The sequence below is a fragment of the Mycobacterium sp. IDUB_28 genome (assembly GCF_055419285.1).
Genome location: NZ_JBVAXK010000013.1, coordinates 75,532 through 95,421 on the forward strand (window position 1 = coordinate 75,532; position 19,890 = coordinate 95,421).

The 19,890-nt window shown below is 66.1% G+C and carries 19 protein-coding genes; 16 read left to right on the forward strand and 3 right to left on the reverse strand.

Annotation, left to right across the window (positions count from 1 at the left end; genetic code table 11):
- Positions 1-29: 29 nt before the first annotated feature.
- Entirely contained in the window at positions 30-2,147 is a 2,118-nt protein-coding gene (locus tag ACZYZ9_RS22990; RefSeq protein WP_463828577.1) for an acyl-CoA dehydrogenase family protein, read from the forward strand.
- Between the two features lie 15 nt (positions 2,148-2,162).
- Here ACZYZ9_RS22990 and ACZYZ9_RS22995 read toward each other — a convergent pair whose 3' ends face one another.
- Together ACZYZ9_RS22995 and ACZYZ9_RS23000 are read right to left on the reverse strand one after the other, a co-directional pair.
- A complete protein-coding gene (locus ACZYZ9_RS22995; protein WP_463828578.1) occupies positions 2,163-2,696 on the reverse strand; it encodes a hypothetical protein in 534 nt (177 codons plus the stop codon).
- A gap of 73 nt (positions 2,697-2,769) precedes the next feature.
- Positions 2,770-3,840, reverse strand: a complete 1,071-nt coding sequence (locus ACZYZ9_RS23000) for a 2Fe-2S iron-sulfur cluster-binding protein (protein WP_463828649.1) — start codon at positions 3,838-3,840, stop codon at positions 2,770-2,772.
- Between the two features lie 172 nt (positions 3,841-4,012).
- On the opposite strand from ACZYZ9_RS23000, the gene hsaA reads away from it, so the two are divergent.
- From hsaA to ACZYZ9_RS23025, 5 genes are all read left to right on the forward strand, one after another.
- On the forward strand, positions 4,013-5,197 hold the full coding sequence (hsaA, locus tag ACZYZ9_RS23005; RefSeq protein ID WP_463828579.1) for a 3-hydroxy-9,10-secoandrosta-1,3,5(10)-triene-9,17-dione monooxygenase oxygenase subunit: 1,185 nt from the start codon (positions 4,013-4,015) through the stop codon (positions 5,195-5,197).
- Positions 5,194-6,069, forward strand: coding sequence for a 4,5:9,10-diseco-3-hydroxy-5,9,17-trioxoandrosta-1(10),2-diene-4-oate hydrolase (hsaD, locus tag ACZYZ9_RS23010; RefSeq protein WP_463828580.1), 876 nt, complete (start codon positions 5,194-5,196; stop codon positions 6,067-6,069). The genes hsaA and hsaD overlap by 4 nt, the downstream gene beginning before the upstream one ends.
- Positions 6,066-6,968 carry an iron-dependent extradiol dioxygenase HsaC gene (hsaC, locus tag ACZYZ9_RS23015; protein WP_463828581.1) on the forward strand — a complete coding sequence of 301 codons (903 nt, stop codon included), beginning with the start codon at positions 6,066-6,068 and terminating at the stop codon, positions 6,966-6,968. The genes hsaD and hsaC overlap by 4 nt, the downstream gene beginning before the upstream one ends.
- Positions 6,969-6,970: 2 nt before the next feature.
- Positions 6,971-7,537: a 3-hydroxy-9,10-secoandrosta-1,3,5(10)-triene-9,17-dione monooxygenase reductase subunit gene (hsaB, locus tag ACZYZ9_RS23020; RefSeq protein ID WP_463828582.1), complete on the forward strand. Its 567-nt coding sequence runs from the start codon at positions 6,971-6,973 to the stop codon at positions 7,535-7,537.
- A 203-nt stretch (positions 7,538-7,740) separates the two neighbouring features.
- A complete protein-coding gene (locus tag ACZYZ9_RS23025) occupies positions 7,741-8,349 on the forward strand; it encodes a hypothetical protein (protein WP_463828583.1) in 609 nt (202 codons plus the stop codon).
- 12 nt (positions 8,350-8,361) lie between these two features.
- On the opposite strand, the gene ACZYZ9_RS23030 is transcribed toward ACZYZ9_RS23025, so the two are convergent.
- Positions 8,362-10,095 (reverse strand): GMC oxidoreductase, encoded by a 1,734-nt coding sequence (locus ACZYZ9_RS23030; RefSeq protein ID WP_463828584.1) that lies wholly within the window; start codon positions 10,093-10,095, stop codon positions 8,362-8,364.
- 441 nt (positions 10,096-10,536) lie between these two features.
- Between ACZYZ9_RS23030 and ACZYZ9_RS23035 the strand changes: the two genes are divergently transcribed.
- From ACZYZ9_RS23035 to ACZYZ9_RS23080, 10 genes are read left to right on the forward strand one after another with little or no spacing between them, the layout of a single operon-like run.
- The gene (locus ACZYZ9_RS23035; RefSeq protein ID WP_463828650.1) at positions 10,537-11,355 is read left to right on the forward strand and encodes an MlaE family ABC transporter permease; all 819 of its coding nucleotides are present in this window, start codon (positions 10,537-10,539) and stop codon (positions 11,353-11,355) included.
- A complete protein-coding gene (locus ACZYZ9_RS23040) occupies positions 11,355-12,227 on the forward strand; it encodes an MlaE family ABC transporter permease (protein WP_463828585.1) in 873 nt (290 codons plus the stop codon). The genes ACZYZ9_RS23035 and ACZYZ9_RS23040 overlap by 1 nt, the downstream gene beginning before the upstream one ends.
- Positions 12,228-12,230: 3 nt before the next feature.
- Complete coding sequence (locus ACZYZ9_RS23045; protein ID WP_463828586.1) at positions 12,231-13,217, forward strand: MlaD family protein; 987 nt, start codon at positions 12,231-12,233, stop codon at positions 13,215-13,217.
- On the forward strand, positions 13,214-14,230 hold the full coding sequence (locus ACZYZ9_RS23050; RefSeq protein ID WP_463828587.1) for an MlaD family protein: 1,017 nt from the start codon (positions 13,214-13,216) through the stop codon (positions 14,228-14,230). Before ACZYZ9_RS23045 ends, ACZYZ9_RS23050 begins: the two co-directional genes overlap by 4 nt.
- Complete coding sequence (locus tag ACZYZ9_RS23055) at positions 14,230-15,240, forward strand: MlaD family protein (RefSeq protein WP_463828588.1); 1,011 nt, start codon at positions 14,230-14,232, stop codon at positions 15,238-15,240. Before ACZYZ9_RS23050 ends, ACZYZ9_RS23055 begins: the two co-directional genes overlap by 1 nt.
- 1 nt (position 15,241) lies before the next feature.
- Complete coding sequence (locus ACZYZ9_RS23060; protein ID WP_463828589.1) at positions 15,242-16,369, forward strand: MlaD family protein; 1,128 nt, start codon at positions 15,242-15,244, stop codon at positions 16,367-16,369.
- Positions 16,366-17,370 carry an MlaD family protein gene (locus ACZYZ9_RS23065; RefSeq protein ID WP_463828590.1) on the forward strand — a complete coding sequence of 335 codons (1,005 nt, stop codon included), beginning with the start codon at positions 16,366-16,368 and terminating at the stop codon, positions 17,368-17,370. The genes ACZYZ9_RS23060 and ACZYZ9_RS23065 overlap by 4 nt, the downstream gene beginning before the upstream one ends.
- Positions 17,367-18,332, forward strand: a complete 966-nt coding sequence (locus ACZYZ9_RS23070; RefSeq protein WP_463828591.1) for an MlaD family protein — start codon at positions 17,367-17,369, stop codon at positions 18,330-18,332. The genes ACZYZ9_RS23065 and ACZYZ9_RS23070 overlap by 4 nt, the downstream gene beginning before the upstream one ends.
- Positions 18,329-19,003, forward strand: coding sequence for a hypothetical protein (locus ACZYZ9_RS23075; protein ID WP_463828592.1), 675 nt, complete (start codon positions 18,329-18,331; stop codon positions 19,001-19,003). The genes ACZYZ9_RS23070 and ACZYZ9_RS23075 overlap by 4 nt, the downstream gene beginning before the upstream one ends.
- A 52-nt stretch (positions 19,004-19,055) precedes the next feature.
- Positions 19,056-19,880 carry a CHAD domain-containing protein gene (locus ACZYZ9_RS23080; protein WP_463828593.1) on the forward strand — a complete coding sequence of 275 codons (825 nt, stop codon included), beginning with the start codon at positions 19,056-19,058 and terminating at the stop codon, positions 19,878-19,880.
- Positions 19,881-19,890 lie beyond the last annotated feature (10 nt).

Here is a 19,890-nt window from a genome sequence, read left to right on the forward strand (position 1 = left end):
GGTGAACTTGATGACGCTGAGGAGTGCTCGTGGTAGCGACCGTCACCGACGAACAGTTCGCCGCGCGCGAGCTGGTGCGCGACTGGGCCCGCAGCGCGGCCGCGGGGGAGCCCGCCGTCGTCCCGGCCCGAGCGGTGGAGCAGGGGGATCCCGACGCCTGGCGGCCGGTTTTTTCGGGCCTGGCCGACCTCGGCTTGTTCGGGGTCGCCGTGTCCGAGGAGGCCGGGGGCGCCGGGGCGGGCATCGAGGATCTGTGCGCCATGGTCGAGGAGGCCGCCAAGGCGCTGGTGCCGGGTCCGGTCGCCACGACCGCGTTGGCGACCCTGCTGGTCGCCGACCCGGAACTGTTGGGTGCGTTGATGTCTGGTGAACGTTTCGCCGGGCTGGCGCTGGACGGTGACGTGCAGTTCGACGGCGAGGCGGCCTCCGGCATGCTGCCGTGGGTGCTCGGCGGTGCGTCGGGCGGGTTGTTGTTGGTGCCGGCTGACGGCCAGTGGGTGCTCGTCGATTCCGACGCCGACGGGGTGACGCTGGAGCCGCTGCGCGCCGCGGACTTCTCCCGCCCGTTGGCCCGGGTGAAGCTGACGTCCGCCCGGGCCGTCCCGCTCGAAGCCCCGCGCGGGCGGGTCGAGGACCTGGCAGCGACGCTGCTGGCCGCCGAAGCCGCGGGCATCACCCGATACGCCCTGGAAACTGCCGTCGCCTATGCCAAGGTGCGGGAGCAGTTCGGCAAGCCGATCGGCAGCTTTCAAGCGGTCAAACACCTGTGCGCGCAGATGCTGTGCCGCGCCGAGCAGGCCGAGGTGGCCGCCGGTGACGCAGCCCGCGCGGCCTCCGATCCGGACCACCGGCAATTCGCCATCGCCGCAGCCCTGGCGGCCGGTCTGACCATCGACGCCGCGAAGGCCAACGTCAAGGACTGCATTCAGGTACTCGGCGGCATCGGCTGCACCTGGGAGCACGACGCGCACCTCTACCTGCGGCGGGCGCACAGCATCGGCCGGTTCCTCGGCGGTGCGCAGCGCTGGTTGCGCCGGGTCGCGGCGCTGACCCAGGACGGGGTCCGCCGGCAACTGTCCATCGACCTGACCGAGGTAGAAGGTCGGCGGGCCGAGATCGCCGCGGCGGTGGCCGAAGTGGCGCAACTGCCGGTGGAGCAGCGGCAGGCCGCGCTGGCCGAGGCCGGCCTGCAGGCGCCGCACTGGCCGGCGCCGCACGGGCGTGGGGCCGGCCCGGCCGAACAGCTGCTGATCGATCAGGAGCTGGCAGCGGCAGGCGTCGAGCGTCCGGACCTGGTGATCGGCTGGTGGGCCGCGCCGACCATCCTCGAGCACGGCACCCCGGAACAGATCGAACGGTTCGTGCCGTCCACCCTGCGCGGCGACTTCCTCTGGTGCCAGCTGTTTTCCGAGCCGGGAGCCGGTTCCGACCTCGCGTCGCTGCGCACCAAGGCGGTGCGCGGTGACGGCGGTTGGCTGCTCACCGGACAGAAGGTGTGGACATCGGCCGCCCACAAAGCCGCCTGGGGGGTGTGTCTGGCCAGGACGGACCCGGACGTCCCCAAGCACAAGGGCATCACGTACTTCCTGGTGGACATGAAGGCGCCGGGCATCGAGATCCGGCCGCTGCGCGAGATCACCGGTGACTCGCTGTTCAACGAGGTGTTCCTGGACAACGTGTTCGTTCCCGACGAGATGGTGGTCGGCAAGGTCAACGACGGTTGGCGGCTGGCCCGCACCACCTTGGCCAACGAGCGGATAGCGATGGCCAGCGGAACCGCACTGGGCAACCCGATGGAAGAGCTGCTGCGGGTCCTGGCCGAGATCGACCTCGACGTCGCCCAGCAGGACCGGCTCGCCGGCCTGATCCTGTTGGCCCAGTCCGGGGCGTTGCTGGATCAGCGCATCGCGGTGCTGGCAGTGGGTGGCCAGGATCCGGGGGCGCAGTCCAGCGTGCGCAAGCTGATCGGTGTGCGCTACCGCCAGGAGCTGGCCGAATTCATGATGGATGTGTCCGAGGGTGGTGGGCTGGTGCACAACCGGGCGGTCTTTGACTTCCTGAACACCCGGTGTCTGACGATCGCGGGCGGCACGGAGCAGATTTTGCTGACCGTCGCTGCCGAGCGGCTGCTGGGTCTGCCGCGCTGAGGCGGGGGCGGACCGTCAGGTGATCGGCGTCTGCGCGCAGGTGCTGGGCGAGGTGAGGTTGACGCCGGGATAGACGACCTGGATGTGCGTGCACACGTACACCAGCGTGTTCGCCGACATCGGCTTTCCCGTCGACCAGCTCGTCGAGTTGATCACGCCGGTCGTCTGGTACTTGTCGGGCGGGCCGTCACCGAAGTACTGCGTGGTGATCGTGTCGATTCCGCCCTCTTTGAACACCCGCTCGAACTGGCTGGTGGCGTGCACGTCCAGATACGCCAGGCGGTTGTTCGACCGGATCTCGGTGGTCTGGCGGGCCCACAGGCCGGAGGGGAACCCGGCCGGGCCGTCGGGTGTGCGCAGGTTGGCCCCGGCGACGAAGTCGCAGGTGCCGCCACCGTGGCAATTGACGTAGGAATGTGTCTCGATCTGGCTCGCCTCGTCGACGGGGAACAGGGTGGTGGCGGCGTTGTCGCCGGCCGCCGCGACGGGAACGGGCGACCACGTCAGCAGCACGCCTGCGGTCGCCAGAGCCGGTACCAGACGCTTCATCCCGCTTCCCCTTCCCGGTCCAGCACAGTCTCGTCTACCGAAGCAGATTTGGGGTGAGATTGACAGGGCGCGATCACTCGTCGTAGGTGACTTCCACCGAGTCCGAAGCCGGGTGGGCCTGACACGCCAGGATCAGCCCCTCGTCGAGATCCTGCTGTTCGAGCACGTCGTTGACTTCCATCGTGACGTTGCCGGTGCGCAGGGTGGTCGCGCAGGCACCGCAGTGCCCTTCCCGGCAGGAGAACGGGGCGTCGAGCCCCCGGGCAAGCAGCACATCGAGCAGTTTGGCGCTGCGCGGCCACGACACCGTGTGGGTTTCGCCGTCCAGTTCGACCACCGCGGTCGCCGGTCCGGCGTCGTCGTCGGCGCTGTCGTCCAGGGTGACCGCCGCGAAGGGGTCGGATTCCAGCGACTTGAACACCTCGATATGCACTTGCCGCGCAGGGACATTCAACGATTCCAGGGCCAGGCGCGCCGCCTCCATGAACGGGCCCGGCCCGCAGATGAAGACCGGCCGGCTGGTGAAGGGGGTGGCCAGCCGGGCCAGCGCGGCGGCACCCGGCAGTCCCTGCAGGGACTCCAGCCAGTGCAGCACCGTGAGCCGATCCGGATACTTCGCCGCCAGGTCGCGCAGCGTGGCACCGAAGATCACCGAGTTCTCGTCCCGGTTGGCATAGATCAGGGTCACCTGACCGCTGCCTTCGGACAGTGCCGACTTGCAGATGGACATGATCGGGGTGATCCCGCTGCCGGCGGCCAGCAGCAGGAAGTCGTCGTCCAGGGTTGTGGGCACGAAGGTGCCCGACGGGGCCAGCAGGTGGATGCGCATGCCTTTGTGGGCGTTGTCGCAGAGCCAGTTGGATGCGTAGCCGTCGGCGGTGCGTTTGACCGTCACCGTCAGCGCGTCGTCGGTGAACGGCGAGCTGCACAGGGAGTAGCAGCGGGCCACCGACCCGGTGCGGTCGCTGGGTACCCGCAGGGTCAGAAACTGGCCGGGCGCGTAGCGCAGCCGCTCGGCCGGGATGGCGGCGTCGTCGGGAACGGCGAATACCAGCGATCGCGCGTCGTCGGTCTCGGCGACGACATCGGCGATCTGCAGCTCCAGGACATGGTCGCCGAGCGGCTCGTCGGGTACTCGGTCCAGATCCGCCTGGGTCAAGGCGCGCCCTCTCTTCGGTCAACTAGAACATGTTATAGAAAACCCGATTCGCATCTCTACCAGCCGCAGGAATACCCTGCTCGACACAAATCGGAACGTGTTCTAGTCTTTTCTCTACGTGCGACTCAGCCCGCGCTCCCACAGGAGGCAAACGTAAGTGACCACCATTCAACAGCGTGATGCGCAGCAGGTGTTAGCTGCCATCGACGATCTGCTGCCGCGGATCCGCGAACGCGCTCAGGCGACCGAGGATCTGCGCCGGCTGCCGGACGAGACGGTGCAGGAACTCGCCGAGGTTGGCTTCTTCACGTTGTTGCAGCCCGAGCAGTGGGGCGGCCTGCAGTGCGACCCCGCCCTGTTCTACGAGGCGGTGCGCCGGATCGCCAGCGCCTGCGGCTCCACCGGCTGGGTGAGTTCGATCCTCGGGGTGCACAACTGGCACCTGGCGCTGTTCGATCAGCAGGCCCAGGAAGAGGTGTGGGGCGAGGACACCGCGACGCGGATCTCGTCGTCCTACGCCCCGATGGGCGCCGGCGTCGTCGCCGACGGCGGCTACCTGGTCAACGGTTCATGGAACTGGTCGTCCGGTTGCGACCACGCCACGTGGGCATTCCTGGGCGGGCCGGTCATCAAGGACGGCCGTCCGGTCGACTTCGGCAGCTTCCTGATCCCGCGCAGCGAGTACCGCATCGACGACGTCTGGCACGTGGTCGGTTTGAAGGGCACCGGCAGCAACACCGTCGTGGTCAAAGACGTCTTCGTGCCCCGGCACCGGTTCCTGTCGTACAAGGCGATGAACGACGGCACCGCCGGCGGGTATGAGCGCAACACCGCCCCGGTCTACAAGATGCCGTGGGGCACCATGCATCCCACCACCATTTCGGCGCCGATCGTCGGTATGGCCTACGGCGCCTACCAGGCGCACGTCGAGCACCAGGGCAAGCGGGTACGTGCCGCGTTCGCCGGCGAGAAGGCCAAGGACGACCCGTTCGCCAAGGTGCGGATCGCCGAGGCGGCCAGTGACATCGACGCGGCCTGGCGTCAGCTCAGCGGCAACGTTGCCGACGAGTACGCGCTGCTGTCCGCCGGCAAGGAGATTCCGTTCGACCTGCGGGCCCGCGCGCGGCGGGACCAGGTGCGTGCCACCGGTCGCGCGATCGCGTCGATCGACCGGCTGTTCGAGGCCTCCGGTGCGACCGCGCTGGGAATTGAGCAACCCGTGCAACGCTTCTGGCGCGACGCGCACGCCGGCCGGGTGCACGCGGCGAACGACCCGGAGCGGGCCTACCAGATCTTCGGTAACCACGCGTTCGGGTTGCCGCCCGGCGACACGATGGTATGAGCACAACGGACGAGCTCACCTTCGAGTCCACCTCGCGGTTTGCCGAAGTCGACGTCGACGGTCCGCTGCGGCTGCACTACCACGAGGCGGGGGTCGGCAACGGGCAGACGGTGGTGCTGTTGCACGGCGGCGGGCCCGGTGCGTCGAGTTGGACGAACTTCTCTTGCAATATCGCGGTGCTGGCCGAGCAGTTCCACGTGCTGGCGGTCGATCAGCCGGGGTACGGGCACTCCGACAAGCGTGCCGAGCACGGCCAGTTCAACCGCTATGCGGCCCGGGCGCTCCACGGACTGTTCGAGCAACTTGACTTGAAACGCGTTCCGCTGGTTGGCAATTCGCTGGGCGGCGGCACTGCGGTGCGGTTCGCGCTGGACTATCCGGAGTTGGCCGGACGGTTGGTGCTGATGGGTCCGGGCGGTCTGAGCGTGAACCTGTTCGCGCCCGACCCCACCGAGGGCGTCAGGCGGCTGGGCAAATTCTCCGTCGAGCCGACCCGGGACAACCTCGAAGCATTTCTGCGCGTCATGGTCTACGACCAGAAGCTGATCACCCCCGAACTGATCGACCAGCGTTTCGAACTGGCCAGCACCCCGGAGTCGCTGACGGCGACCCGGGCGATGGGAATGTCGTTCTCCGGCGCGGATTTCGAGCTCGGCATGATGTGGCGCGAGGTGTACAAACTGCGTCAGCCGGTACTGCTCATCTGGGGCCGCGAGGACCGGGTCAACCCGTTGGACGGCGCACTGGTGGCACTCAAGACGATCCCGCGGGCTCAGCTGCACGTGTTCGGGCAGTGCGGACACTGGGCCCAGGTGGAGAAGTTCGACGAATTCAACAAGCTGACAATCGATTTCCTGGGAGGTGCGAGATGAGCATCCGGTCACTGGGCTATCTGCGCATCGAGGCCACCGACATGGCCGCCTGGCGCGAGTTCGGGCTGAAGGTCCTCGGCATGATCGAGGGCAAAGGGGCTACCGAGGGCGCCCTCTACCTGCGGATGGACGACTTCCCGGCCCGGTTGGTGATCGTCCCGGGCGAGCAGGACCGGCTCATCGAAGCCGGCTGGGAATGCGCGAATGCCGCTGGGCTGCAGGAGATCCGGAACCGGCTCGACATCGAGGGCACGCCCTATAAGGAAGCGACCGCCGCCGAACTGGCCGATCGCCGGGTCGACGAGTTGATCCGGTTCGCCGACCCGTCCGGCAACTGCCTGGAGGTTTTCCACGGCGCCGCCCTGGAGCACCGTCGGGTGGTCAGCCCGTACGGGCACACGTTCGTCACCGCGGAGCAGGGTCTGGGGCATGTGGTGCTGACCACCCGCGACGACGAAGAGACGTTGCACTTCTACCGGGATGTGCTGGACTTCAAGCTGCGCGACTCGATGCGGCTGCCGCCACAGCTGGTCGGCCGGCCGGCCGACGGCCCGCCGGCGTGGTTGCGGTTCCTGGGCTGCAACCCCCGTCATCACAGCCTGGCGTTCATGCCGGGACAGACCCCCAGCGGCATCGTGCACCTGATGGTCGAGGTGGGCGAAGCCGACGACGTCGGGCTGTGCCTGGATCGGGCATTGCGCAGAAAGGTGCCGATGTCGGCGACGCTGGGCCGCCACGTCAACGACCTGATGCTGTCCTTCTACATGAAGACACCCGGTGGCTTCGATGTCGAATTCGGTTGTGAGGGAAGACAAGTCGAGGATCACGACTGGATCGCGCGGGAGAGCACCGCGGTGAGTCTGTGGGGTCACGACTTCTCGGTCGGGTTCAAGAGCTAGCCGTGAGCGCTGCGCCGATCGACCCGCGAACGTTCCGCAGCGTGCTGGGTCAGTTCTGCACCGGCATCACCATCATCACCACCGTGCACGACGACGTGCCGATCGGCTTCGCCTGCCAGTCCTTCGCGGCGCTGTCGCTGGACCCGCCGCTGGTGTTGTTCTGTCCGACCAAGGTGTCGCGTTCCTGGCAGGCAATCGAGGCCAGCGGACGGTTCTGCGTCAACGTGCTGACCGAGGGCCAGCAGCACGTGTCGGCACGGTTCGGCTCCAAAGAGCCGGACAAGTTCGCCGGAATCGACTGGCGCCCATCAGAGCTCGGGTCTCCGATCATCGAAGGGTCGCTGGCCTACATCGATTGTGCTGTCGCGTCCGTGCACGACGGCGGTGACCATTTCGTGGTGTTCGGTGCGGTCAACTCGCTGTCTGAGGTCCCCGAGATCAAGCCGCGGCCGTTGTTGTTCTATCGCGGCGATTACACCGGCATCGAACCGGACAAGACCACACCGGCCCAATGGCGTGACGACCTGGAAGCGTTCCTCACCACCACCACCGACGACACCTGGCTCTGACAGACCCTGTCGGGCCATTCCCAAAACTTGGGAAAATCAAATACGGTGTCAAATGATTGGACTTTTCCTCAGTAGTATTCGACAAGAAAATATTCACCATTGCCTTTTTTGAAATCGGGTTTTAATTTTCGTGGTGCGGCGTTCATGGTGTCCGGAACGTCGCATTAACCGACCCCACAGGTCCGATCCAGAAAAGGTATGACATGTCAATCGAAGCAACTGAAAGCCGCGTCAGCGAACTCCGAGAACGGGAGGCCGCGCAGGAGGCGTGGGATTGGATCGTCGACCTCAAAGAGCGGGCGAAAACAGACAGTGCCGCCGCCGAAGCCGAACTCGACGCGATTTTCCGCCACGGCACCGCGCCCGGTGACCTGGACGGACCCACCGACGGGATCCTGGTGATGACCACCACCAACGCCGTCGTCGATGCGGCCGCCCGGTTGGTGACCAGCCTGTGGATGCCGTGGCAGGGTAAACGGTTCGACCTGTCCGCAGGCACCGGCGACAACCGCATGACCAACAACGCCAAGCTGCCGTCCAAGCTGTTGTGGCCGCTGTACAAGATGAAGGACACGGCCGGCGGCAAGCTCGCCTTCGACTTCAAGACCTACCAGGACGCCGGCAAGCTGGACCCGGACGTGCAGGTCATGGTCATCGACTACGCCGACGTCAAGGAGAACCCCTACGTCATCATCCGCAGCATCCGCGACGAGCTGGTCGAGGTGGTGCCCGGTACCTATCTGGGCAAGATCTTGTACCGGCTGCCCCGCGAGCGGTACGAGATGATCGGCTTCTTCGCCCTGCGGACCTAGCCCTCGGCCGGCTCAGGCCCGGTCGTCGGCTTCGACGGCCGGGTCGTAGCCGGGCAGGCCCAGCTCCTCGCGCATGAGTTCGGCGGTGCGTTCGGCGAACATCGAAATGGTCAGGAACGGGTTGACGCCGATAGCCCGCGGGATCACCGATGCGTCGCAGACGTAGAGCCCGTCGTAGGTGCCGCCGTCGGGCCGGAACACCCGTCCGGCGTGGTCGACCACGCCGGCGTCGACGTTGTCGGCGGTGGTGCAGCCGCCCATCGGGTGCGCGGTGATCAGGTGCTTGCCCAGAAAGCGCGTGTCCCAGCGCGGGTTCTTGATGTAGGTGCCGCCGATGGCCTCCACCGCCGGCTGCAGCACGGCGTCCACGTCCTTGTAGACGCGCTCGGTGGGGGCACCCGGCCAGTCGACCTTGACGGTGCCGTTCTTGCGCAGCACCAGCTCTCCGTCGGAGTTGTCGTGCACCATGATCAGGAAGCCGAGCGAATGGTTCATCGCCCCGTCGGTGTTGAACGCGATGTCGCGGCGCCACCGCTCCAGCTTGGCCTTGCGGTAGTCGCGGTAGCTGGTCGCGGCCAGCCCCATCAGCCCGAACCGGAAGCTGTCGATCAGGGCGCGCGGCAGCGAAAGGTCCTGGACGGTGAAACGTTTGCGCAGGTCCGACTGGTCGGCGCCGAAGCGCATCGCCGCGGTGATGCTGGGTCCGCACGCCAGCAGTGAGCGTGGTGGTCCGTCGGTGGTGGCCCAGGTCTGGGTGTCGGTCTGCATGTCGGTGTTGTAGGCGATACCGAAGTTGTCGCCATTGCCACTGAAGTTCTTGCCCACCCGCGTCGAGAGCTGCAACCCGGCCTGAGCGGACCTGAGCAGGATTCCGTTACTGCCGAGGGTGCCTGCCGAGACCACTACGCGACGCGCGACGACGGCGGTGACGCCACCGGCACCCTTGTTGCCGGTGTGGCGCGTGATCACCCGCCACCGTCCGTCGTCGGTTGCCTCGATGCGCTGTGCCTCGACACCGGCGAACAGCTCGACGCCGTAGTGGGCCGCCATTGGCAGGTAGTTGGTCATCAACGTGTTCTTCGAACCGGTGTTGTCACCGGTCCCGTCGCCGCCGTGGTTGGGGCACCGCCGGCGTTGCACGCCGTACTTGGTGACCCGGTCCTCGGTGCTGACCGTGATGTTGAGCAGCTCCAGTTGGGCGCCGGCGTTCTTGGCGATCTGGGTGAACGCCTCGACGCGGCGCAGCGGCACATTCTCGGCGTAGGGGAAGGCGCCGAGCATCTTGCGGGCCCGACCGTAATACGTTTCGAGGCCGCCCACGCCAGCTCGCTGCCGCTCGACCAACCGCTGGAACTCTTTCGGCCACGACGCCAGGAAGACCTCCCGGTCGGGCACGATCGCCACATTGAAGTTGATCAGTGAGGTACCGCCAAGGCCGTTGGCGTGAATGACGTCGATGGTCTTGAAACGTTCGAGCTCGATCAGACCGAGCGGGTTCAGCGGCGACCGCAGCTCGGCCGCCGCCGCTTTCTCCGACTCCGGAAATGTGCCGGTCGGCCGCTCCGACCCACGCTCGAAGACGGCGATGTCGAGCTTGCGGCCGGCGCGCGCATTCGCCACACCCAGGCGCGCGGCGGTGATCGCGCCTCCGTAGCCCGAACCGAGGATCACCACGTCGTACTCGCTGCGCATCGCTTCCGGCGGTGTCGCCAGACGGGCAGCGGTGAGCGGGGCCGGATCCACCATGACGACAACCTCCAATTTCGGGGACCGCTAAATGTGTAGCGCAGCGTAAACCCCGCTACCACCTCTCCACCATGGTTCGAAGCAAATTAATCGACCAATCTTTCCGTGTTGACTCAGCGGTGTTCACCGGCGCCGACTGCGGCTTTTGTAAAGAAGTTTGACAGCCGCATTCGCGCGGTGCTTGTCGAGCTGCTTTACACCGCAAAAAAATTGAAAAGAAGGCTCGCATTAGTAATGCCTGGTGTGTACTCTGCGAACTCAACAACAATCGTCCAGCCCTCCCAATGCATCCATGTGATCGGGGATTTGTCATGCCTTTTTCAGCTGCCTGCCGGACTACCCGGGCCGGCGTGCGGAAGGAGACGGCCGGTGGTCGCTAGTGCGCAAGTGCTGACGGTGCCGCCCCGGCCCCCGGCGTCCCCGCTGCGCCGTCGCTCGCCGGTGTTCGGCACGTTCGCCAGGGGCGCCCGCCGCGTGGTGGGCAAGGCTGACGGCTCGGTGCAGTCCCTGGGCCGGTTCTTCGAGCTGGCGGCGCAGGCCGTCGGGTACCTGCTCACCGACCTGTGCCGGCTGCGCCACCCGTGGCGAGACACCCTGCAGCAGGCGGCATTCATCGTCAGTGTCACCGCCGTTCCGGCGCTGCTGATCTCGGTTCCGTTCGGGGTCATCGTCGCGGTGCAGGTGGGCAGCCTGATCCAGCAGGTCGGTGCGACGTCGATCTGCGGGGCGGCCGGCTGTCTGGGTGTCATCCGGCAGGCCGCGCCGATCGTGGCGGCGCTGCTGCTCGGTGGAGCGGCCGGCGCAGCGGTGACCACCGACCTGGGCGCGCGCAGCATCCGCGACGAGGTGGACGCGCTGCGGGTGATGGGCATCGACCCGGTGCAGCGCCTCGTCACGCCCCGGCTGGCAGCGATGATCCTGGTGGCGCCGTTGTTGTGTGTCTTCATCATCTTCATGGGCCTGTCGGCCGGTTACGTCATCAACGTCGGGTACCAGTCCGGCACCCCGGGCAGTTATATCGCTTCGTTCGGATCCTTCGCCAGCACAGCCGATCTCGTGGTGGCGCTGCTCAAGACCTGGCTCTTCGGGGTGATCGTCACGCTGATCTCCTGCCAGCGCGGCCTGGAGGCCAGCGGTGGCCCGCGCGGGGTGGCCGACGCGGTCAACGCAGCGGTGGTGCTCGGCGTAGTCACCGTCTTCCTGCTCAATCTGGTGATCACCGAATTCGTCACCATGTTCATGCCGACGAAGGTGGGCTGATGGCTACCCCGTCGAGATACCTGCCGCACGGATTGGCGACCGCGGTCCGGTTGCCCCTGGCCGCCGCGACCAGAAGTATGTCGGTGTTCGAGCGCCTCGGGCATCAGGCCAGCTTCGTGGTGCTTGCGCTGGCTGCCATCCCGCGGACCCTCACCCGCTACCGCCGACACATCGGGGTTGTGCTGGTCGACATGATCTGGGGGAACGGATCATTCATCGTCGGAGGCGGAACGGTCGGGGTGCTGGTCTTCATGGGCGCCGCGATCGGGGCGTCGGTCGGGATCGAGGGTTACGCGGCGCTCGACATGGTCGGCATGGGGCCGCTGACCGGCTTCATCTCCGCCTACGCCAACACGCGGGAGATGGCGCCGATGATCGCGGCCATCGGTTTCGGTGCGCAGGCCGGCACCCGGATGACCGCCGAGATCGGCGCGATGCGGGTCTCCGAGGAGATCGATGCCCTGGAGGTACAGGGCATTCAGTCGATTCCGTTTGTGGTCACTCCACGCGTCATCGCCAGCGTGATCACCATCGTTCCGCTGTATCTGATGGCGCTGGTGCTCAGCTACCTGTGCTGCGCGCTGGTCGTCAACGTCGTGCACCACCAATCCACGGGCACCTACTCCCACTACTTCGACGCGTTCATCCAACCGTCGGATGTGCTGTTGTCGGTGCTCAAGGCGGCGATCTTCGTCCTGCTCATCGTCGCCATCCACTGCTATGAAGGCTATTACGCCGGCGGTGGGCCCGAAGGCGTCGGGCAGGCATCCGGTCGCGCCATCCGGGCCAGCCTGATCTCCGTCGTTATCGCTGACATGGTGCTGACGCTGGTCTTCTGGGGCAACAACCCGGGCCTACGGTTGTCGGGGTAGCACATGACATTTCGAGAACTGATCGCGCTGGGAGCAACTGCGCGGACGTTGCGAATCCGCGGTGTGGCGGTCGCCGCCGTGCTCACCGGCATTGGCGTCCTGCTCTACCAGACCGCAGATGGGGCCTACGACAACACCTTCCGGCTGACCGTTGTCGCCGACACGATCGGTGAGGGCCTGGCGCCCGGCGCCGAGGTGAAGTTCCACGGCCTGGCCATCGGGTCGGTCAAGGAACTGGAATCGGCCGGTTACAACCGGCAACGCATGACGGTGCTGTTGGACCCGCAACAGGCCCGGGCGCTGACCACCGCCACCAAAGCCAGGTTCACCTCGTCGAACGTGTTCGGCACCGCAGCGGTCGAACTCGTCAGCGACGGCAATGGTCCCCCGCTACGGCCCGATCAAACCCTGGTGATGAGCGTCGATGCGCAGGCTGCCTCCATCACCGGGCTGTTGCGGCAGGGTCAGAAACTGAGTCGAAGCTTCGACACCCCCGAATTCGAGCACGTCGTCGAGGTGCTGCGCCGGCACGCCGGCATCATCGAACCGGTCGCCAGGGCCGGCTCAGACCTGGCCAGGATCATCTCCGATACCAAGACCATGCCTGTCGCACAATCACTTTCGGTACTGGCGTCGTTCGTCAGCGGTCTCAACGACACGCTGCCCGCGGTCGGTCAGACGACCGGCCTGCTCGACGGGCTCACGCCGCTGGTAGCGGCCGGCGGTGTCGATCGCACCAACCGGGTCTTCACCCAGACCGGTCAGCTGTTGATCGACGTCGGTCAACTGTCGGCGCGACACAACACCTGGATCGCTGCGCTGGTCAACGCGATCATGAATGTCGGAATCCCGGCCTCGTTCGCCGCCGGCAGCCTGGCGCCCGCCTATGACCGGCTTTCCGGGCTGCTCGACCGCTTCGGTGGCGCATTCGTAATCGACGACGGACAGGTGAAGCTGCGCACCGAAGTCAGTGTGGCGCCGGGCCGATGAGAAACCTTGCCAGACCCGCATTCTGGGTGACGCTGTTCACCGCAGTGGCCACGGTGTGTGCCATCCTGTTGCTCAGCGCGCTGCGCAACCCGGTCACTGGACCGGTATCGCACTATACGGCGACGTTCACCGACGTCTCCGGACTCGACGTCGGCAACGACGTCCGCATCTCGGGGGTCCAGGTCGGAAAAGTCGAGACCATCCGGCTCGACGGCCGCAATGCCCAGGTCTCCTTCAGCTCACTCGACGAACACCCGTTATACCGCAACACCATTGCGGCGGTGCGCTACCAGAACCTGCTGGGCCAGCGTTACGTGGAACTGGTCCAGACGTCACCGGGGGGTGTGACGCCCGGCGACCGGCTACCCGACGGCTCCACCATTCCGGTGGGACAGACCGTGCCGTCGTTCGACATCACCAAGCTGTTCAACGGGTTTCGCCCCGTCTTCCAGACCCTCGACGCCGCGCAACTCAATCAGTTCGGGGAGAATCTGCTGCGGTTGATCCAGGGTGACGAGACCGGAATCGGGCCGGTGTTGCGTGATCTCGACACCATCTCCAAGTACGCGGTCAACCGCCAGGCCGTGATCACCGTGCTGCTGCGCAACCTCAGCGAATTGTCCCGGGACCTCGGCGGCAAGTCGCAGCAGCTGTTCAATCTCATTGACGCGCTCAACGATGCGCTGACCACCTTCACTGCCAAAGCCGAGGCGTTCCGCACTTCGATCGACATCGAACTACCCATGATGCGCAGCCTCGTGCACCTGTTGCAGAGCGCCGAACAAGGTTTCGACGCGTCGACATCGCCGCTGTACGGGCTCGCCACCCGGTTGTTCCCGCAGACCCCGACGGTGATCGCCGGCCTGTCCCTGACGCCCACCCCGATCCAGGGCCTGCGTGACTCCCTGGTCGACGACCAGCGGCCCGCCTACTCCTGCTCCAACGGCGAGGTCCACCTCCCCGGCATCGGCGAAGTGTCCTTCGCGCAACAGGATTTGGTGGTGTGCAGATAGTGGCACTCTGGTTCCGTCACCGGCGCGCGCTTGACGATCGCGCCGAAGCAGCCCGCACCCGACGGCTGGGAGTCGTCGGCCTCTGCGCGATCCTGGTGGCACTGGTCACCACCGGCCTGGCTTACGTCAATCCGACCGGGCAAGCCGGGTACACGGCGCATTCCAGCACCTCCGGCGGGGTGCGGCCCGGCGACGAGGTTCGCATCGCCGGGGTTCCGGTCGGAAAGGTCACCAGTGTCGCATTGAACCGGGCGCTGGTCGAGGTGAAGTTCGACATCAAGCGCTCGGTGGCCATCGGTTCGGACTCCACCCTGGACATCCGGCTGCTGACCCCACTGGGTGGCCACTACGTGGCTCTCGACCCGCAGGGCAGCAAACCGTTGGGGGACAACGTGATTCCCCCGCATCATGTCAAGACGCCGTTCCAGGGAAATGACATCATCCAGGCCGTCACCCCCTTCATCAGGGATGTCAACGGCCGGGTCATCCACGACACCTTCACCGAGCTCGCCGACGCCACCAACAAATACCCCAACGCCTTGCGGGAAATCCTGCAGTCCGCCAACGAACTGACCCGTTCGATGAGCAAGATGAGCGGTGACTTCCACCGCGGCATGGATTTCATCAACGACGCCAGCAGTGCCTTCGCGGCGGGCCGGAACCAGCTCACCGAACTGATCGAGCAGTTCGCGTTGGTCGGGCAGCGCTACACCTCGAAGTCCGTCGACATCATCGAGTTCTTCACGCTGTTGGGTGAACTTACCCGCATCATCGACCGCGTCATGGTGTTCTACCACCGCGAGCTGGCCCCCTCGGTCAACGGCATCGACGACATCGTCACCGCGCTGGTCGGCCACCCGGAGCGGGTCGGCAAGGCCAGCGAAGGACTGACGCAGATCGCCAACGTCCTGTTGCCGATGCTGCAAGGAAAGACTCTCGTCGTGGACCAGAGCAACCGGGTGGCGCGGGCACCGGACATCTGCCTGCCGAGCATGGCGAAGCGGTGCTGATATGACGAAGAAGTCCGCCTGGATCGGGGCCGCCGCTGTAGTCCTGGTGGCCGTTGTCGCCGTCGTCACCGGCGCCACGATGGTGGCGCCCACCACCAGGACGTTGTGCGCGGAATTCACTGATGCCGTGGGGCTTTACCTGGGGAACAAGGTGCAACTGCTGGGCATCGATGTGGGTTCGGTGACCAGGATCACCAACACAACCGACCACGTCCAGGTCGACTTCACCGTACCGGGCGACCTCGACCTGCCGGCCGACGTCGGCGCGCTCACCTATTCTCAGTCGATCGTCGCCGACCGGCACGTCGAACTCACCAAACCGTACGCTGCCGGGCCGAAATTCGCCGGCTCGCAGTGCATCCGGCTAGAGTCCACTAAAACACCGATCAGCGTGAGCCAAACCTTCTCTGCCGTGGACAAACTCGCCGGTGCGGTGTTGGGAACGTCCCCGGGCCAGGATCCGATGCATGCACCGGGTGCTGAGGCGATCAACGAGAGTCTGGGTGCGCTGAGTCGCTCGTTGGAGGGCACCGGGCCGGGAATCAACCAGACCTTGCGCGATCTGGTCACTCTGATCGGCGACCCCAACCACGCCGATGCCGAATATCGCCAATTGCTGTCCAACAGCGAGGTTCTCACCTCCGACCTGCTGCAGCACTGGGACACCTTGGCCGGTGTGCTGCAGACACTGCCGGAGAGCCTGCGGATGATCGAAGGTCTGTCGACCGGGTTCGGTACGGCGCTGGCCCACCTTGCGCATTCGTTGCCGTTATTGGTCGATGCGCTGAATCGGTTCGGCCCCAGGGCCTACAACAACATCGGAGACAAGCTGATCCCGTGGCTGCGTGATGTGCTCACCGCCTACACCCCGCAGATCGTCGGTCTCATCAACGCTCTGCCGCCGATCACCAATTGGATTGCGACGCAGTACCAGCCGGCCTGGGGAACCCACAATGTCACCTACCTGCCACCACAGATGTCGGTGTCGCCGGCACAGGCCGACGCCATTTGCAGCGTGTTGCAGCAGCGCAGGACACCGGGCGCTGAGGTGGCCTGTGCGCCCGGCGCCACCTCCGAGGCGGCCGCCCTGGGGCTGACCGATCTGCTGCTCGGGGCGGCGGTCTCGTGAAGCTGCGGATCCTGACGGTGTTGGCGTGCACGGTGATCGGCCTGTTGCCAGGTTGCTCGCTGGACCCGAGCCGATTGCCGGTGCCCGGCGCCTTTGTGCCGGAGGACAAGTACACCATCAAGATCGAGTTCTCCAGCGTGCTGAATCTGCCGGCCAGGGCCAAAGTCGATCTGGGCGGAGTACAGGTGGGAGTCCTGGACCGGGTCCGGTTGGTGGGCCGCACCGCGGTGGCCTACGTCGAACTCGACAAGAACATCAGGGTGCCGAAGAACACCCGGGCCGAGTTGCGTCAGGCAACGGTGTTGGGAGACATCTACATTGCGCTGCTACCGGAGCAGAATCCGGCCGCTGCCGCACTGCGCGATGGCGACACCATACCGCTGCGCAACACCGTCCCCGCCGACAATATCGAGGACGTGTTGCGATCGGTGTCCACCCTGGTCTCCGGCGGCTCGCTCGGCACGCTCGAAGAATCCGTCGTCAACTTCAACGCGGCGTTCTCCAAGGACCCGGCCGAGTTGGACCGGATGCGCGACAAGCTCGCCGCAATGCTGCACGACCTGGCAACCAACCAGGGCACTATCGACGAAATCCTGACCGGGACGCAGCGGGTCAGCGCCGAACTACTGGCCGACACCGGGGCATTCGACCGGTTGATCAACGAAGGACCGGTACGACTGCGAGCGATGTCGGCGGTGTTGCCCGGCATCGTTGCGCTGCTGGTCTGCGCCCAGGATCTCGGTCGCTACGGGGGACAGTTGTTGGTCCCCAACACCCCCGACCTCCTGCAGATGCTGTCCTACATCACCCCGACGGTGCGGACCATCGCCTCGGCCGATATCACCTTGCCTGCCATGGCCGACAAGATGATCGCTCTGATCCGCGACCGCCTGATCCCGTTCTACAGCAGTGGTGGGCCCAGGCTCAGCGTGTCGGTCACCCCCAGAACTCGTGCGGACGAGGCGATCTCAGTGCTGCAGTCGATGGGGATGCTGCCATGAAGTTCAACGCCGTTGTCACCTCAGCGATCCTCGCGGTCGCGACGCTGCTGGGTGCGGGGTATTTGACGTTCGGTGTGCTCGGCGCCGATCCGACGGCCCAGCCGTGCCGGCTCACCCTGTTGCTGGACAACTCCGGTGGCCTGATGCCCACCTCGCAGGTGACCATGCGTGGCATCCGGGTCGGCAGGGTGGCCGGAATCCACACCACCGCAAGCGGATTGACGGTGTCAATTGATCTGGATCGCCATCATCCGATTCCGGCCGACAGTGGGATCAGTATCCAAAACCTGTCGCTGGTCGGCGAACAGTACATCGACTTCACACCCAAGCGCCTCGCCCCGCCGTACTTCAGCGACGGTACGGTGATCCCACCCGGCCGGGTGGCCGCCGCGGTTACGGTCAGTGATCTGCTCAACAAGGCCAATGCGCTGCTCTCGGTGCTCAATCCGACTTACGTCAACACCATCGTCAGCAACGTGTCGGAGGCGTTCGCCGGTAACGATGCCGCCGTCGACTCGCTGGCGGCCACCGCGGCTGCGGCCGCCAACATGGAGAGCGCGAACAAGCAGGAGCTGTCCACGCTGTTCGGCAATCTTGCGACGCTGACCGACAACCTCAGGGATCAGGATGTCGGCGGCGTGCTGAGTCGCAGCGGCAGGTTGCTGCCCGGTTCGTTGCTCGCACTGGCGCGGCTGACCCGAGATGTGGACGCCTACGCCCACACCGGGGACGGTGCCTTCGCCCCGGGCGCTCCCATTCCCACCCTGGTGGCCAACCTCAAGCAGTACCTCGAGATGTTGTCGGGGCCGTTGAGTACCTTCGCTGCGGCATTGGAGCCGGCGACCGCGCCGTTGCGCGGATTCAAGGTCGACGCTGGGCATTTCGTCGACATTTGGGAATCCACTTTCACCGATGCGGGCGCGGTCCGCGTTCAGGTGACCGTCCCGGAAGGACACCGATGAGTACCGTGACCGAGGAGATCGTCGAGGACGTCGCTGACACCACGGCCGATGAGGTCGAGGAGTCGGGGGTGCCCGCCGCGCGGCCGCGGCCGCAGCCGCAGCAGAGAAGAGTGCGCAGGTGGATGCTGGTCGTCGCGGTCGCTGCGGTGGCGGTGGCCGGATGGCTCTGCTTCGACAAGTACCGAGCGGTGTCCGCTCAGCTGGCCGGGATGCGGCACAGCGCGGCCGATCGGGATGCCGCGGCCAACCTGGCCCGGGACTATGCGCTGAAATCGCTGACGTACACCTTCGAGGACCCCGACGCCTTCTTCCGCTCGGTCGAGGATGGGGTGTCGCAGTCGTTGAAGGACAAGTACGTCAACGCGAGCGAACTGCTCAGGGGGATCATGACGCAGGCGCAGGTCACATCGTCCGGCGAGGTACTCGCCACCGACGCCGTGGCCCAGCCCGGGCAGGTCTACCAGGTGGTGGTGTCCGCTGCGCAGACCACCCGCAACGTGCAGAATCCGAAGGCGCGGGTATCGGTCATCCTGCTGCAGGTCACGGTCAACAAAGCCGGCGACAAGTGGCAGGTATCCGATATCGGCCCGAAGACCGGCACTCACCTTGCCGCTGACCCGGCGGGTCCGGTGGGTCCGGGTCCGGGTCCGGGTCCGATGCCGGGTCGGTGAGGTCGGTCCGGCCGCAGGTTTGACCGGTGCGCGACTGGAAATGCGGTGGGGTATGCCCGGAAAACATGCCACCAACGCCCTTGTCGGATATCTGAGCACCCAGATCGACGCGGTGCTGGCCGGTGACACCGGTCTGCGCAGCGGGGCAGATCCCATCCACGACACCCGGGTGGCGATCCGGCGGCTGCGCAGCACGTTGCGCGTCTTCAGCAAGGTGCTGGACGGTTCCGCGATCGGCGAGCTGGACGGGGAACTGAAGTGGTTCGCGGGCCTGCTCGGCGAGGTCCGCGACTGCCAGGTTCAGCTCGGCCGGTTTGCCGCGGCAATCGACGAGCTTCCCGCAGAGCTGGTGCTGGGTCCGGTCAAGTCACGGATCCGCAATGACCTCAAGGCCGTCGAGCTACCCGCCCGCACCCGGGTGGGCGAGGCGATGGAATCCGACCGGTATGCGGCCCTGCTGTCGGCGTTGCTCGATATGCGGGCCAAACCACCTCTAGCACAAGATATTTCATCAAAGACGCTGCAGCAGCGGGCGCGCCGGGCACAGCGTAAAGCGAACCGCCGGCTGGCATCTGCGGTGCGACAGGGGTCGGGGGAGTCGTTGCACCGAGCGCGCAAGGCCGCCAAGCGGGCCCGGTACGCCGCTGAACTGTGCCGGCCGTTGGACAAGTCGGCGAAGCGCACCGTCAAGCGCTACAAGCGCATTCAGTCGATACTGGGCGATCATCAGGACGCGGAGGTGGCCACCGGGGTGCTGCGTCGAATGGCGGTCTCGGCAGGGACCACCGCCGGCGAGAACGGCTTCACCTACGGGTTGTTGTACGCGCGCGAGCGGCAGGTCGCCGCCGAGTCCCGGCGGGCGGTCAAGCAGCTCTAGGCCGCATGGG

Coding starts and splice junctions, on each gene's coding strand:
- ACZYZ9_RS23070 (WP_463828591.1), top strand. CDS start 17,367: ATGAAGTTCAACGCCGTTGTCACCTCAGCGATCCTCGCGGTCGCGACG.
- ACZYZ9_RS23030 (WP_463828584.1), bottom strand. CDS start 10,095: ATGGTGGATCCGGCCCCGCTCACCGCTGCCCGTCTGGCGACACCGCCG.
- ACZYZ9_RS23060 (WP_463828589.1), top strand. CDS start 15,242: ATGACGAAGAAGTCCGCCTGGATCGGGGCCGCCGCTGTAGTCCTGGTG.
- hsaC (WP_463828581.1), top strand. CDS start 6,066: ATGAGCATCCGGTCACTGGGCTATCTGCGCATCGAGGCCACCGACATG.
- ACZYZ9_RS22995 (WP_463828578.1), bottom strand. CDS start 2,696: ATGAAGCGTCTGGTACCGGCTCTGGCGACCGCAGGCGTGCTGCTGACG.
- ACZYZ9_RS23050 (WP_463828587.1), top strand. CDS start 13,214: ATGAGAAACCTTGCCAGACCCGCATTCTGGGTGACGCTGTTCACCGCA.
- ACZYZ9_RS23075 (WP_463828592.1), top strand. CDS start 18,329: ATGAGTACCGTGACCGAGGAGATCGTCGAGGACGTCGCTGACACCACG.
- ACZYZ9_RS23080 (WP_463828593.1), top strand. CDS start 19,056: ATGCCCGGAAAACATGCCACCAACGCCCTTGTCGGATATCTGAGCACC.
- ACZYZ9_RS23040 (WP_463828585.1), top strand. CDS start 11,355: ATGGCTACCCCGTCGAGATACCTGCCGCACGGATTGGCGACCGCGGTC.
- ACZYZ9_RS23025 (WP_463828583.1), top strand. CDS start 7,741: ATGTCAATCGAAGCAACTGAAAGCCGCGTCAGCGAACTCCGAGAACGG.
- hsaD (WP_463828580.1), top strand. CDS start 5,194: ATGAGCACAACGGACGAGCTCACCTTCGAGTCCACCTCGCGGTTTGCC.
- ACZYZ9_RS23045 (WP_463828586.1), top strand. CDS start 12,231: ATGACATTTCGAGAACTGATCGCGCTGGGAGCAACTGCGCGGACGTTG.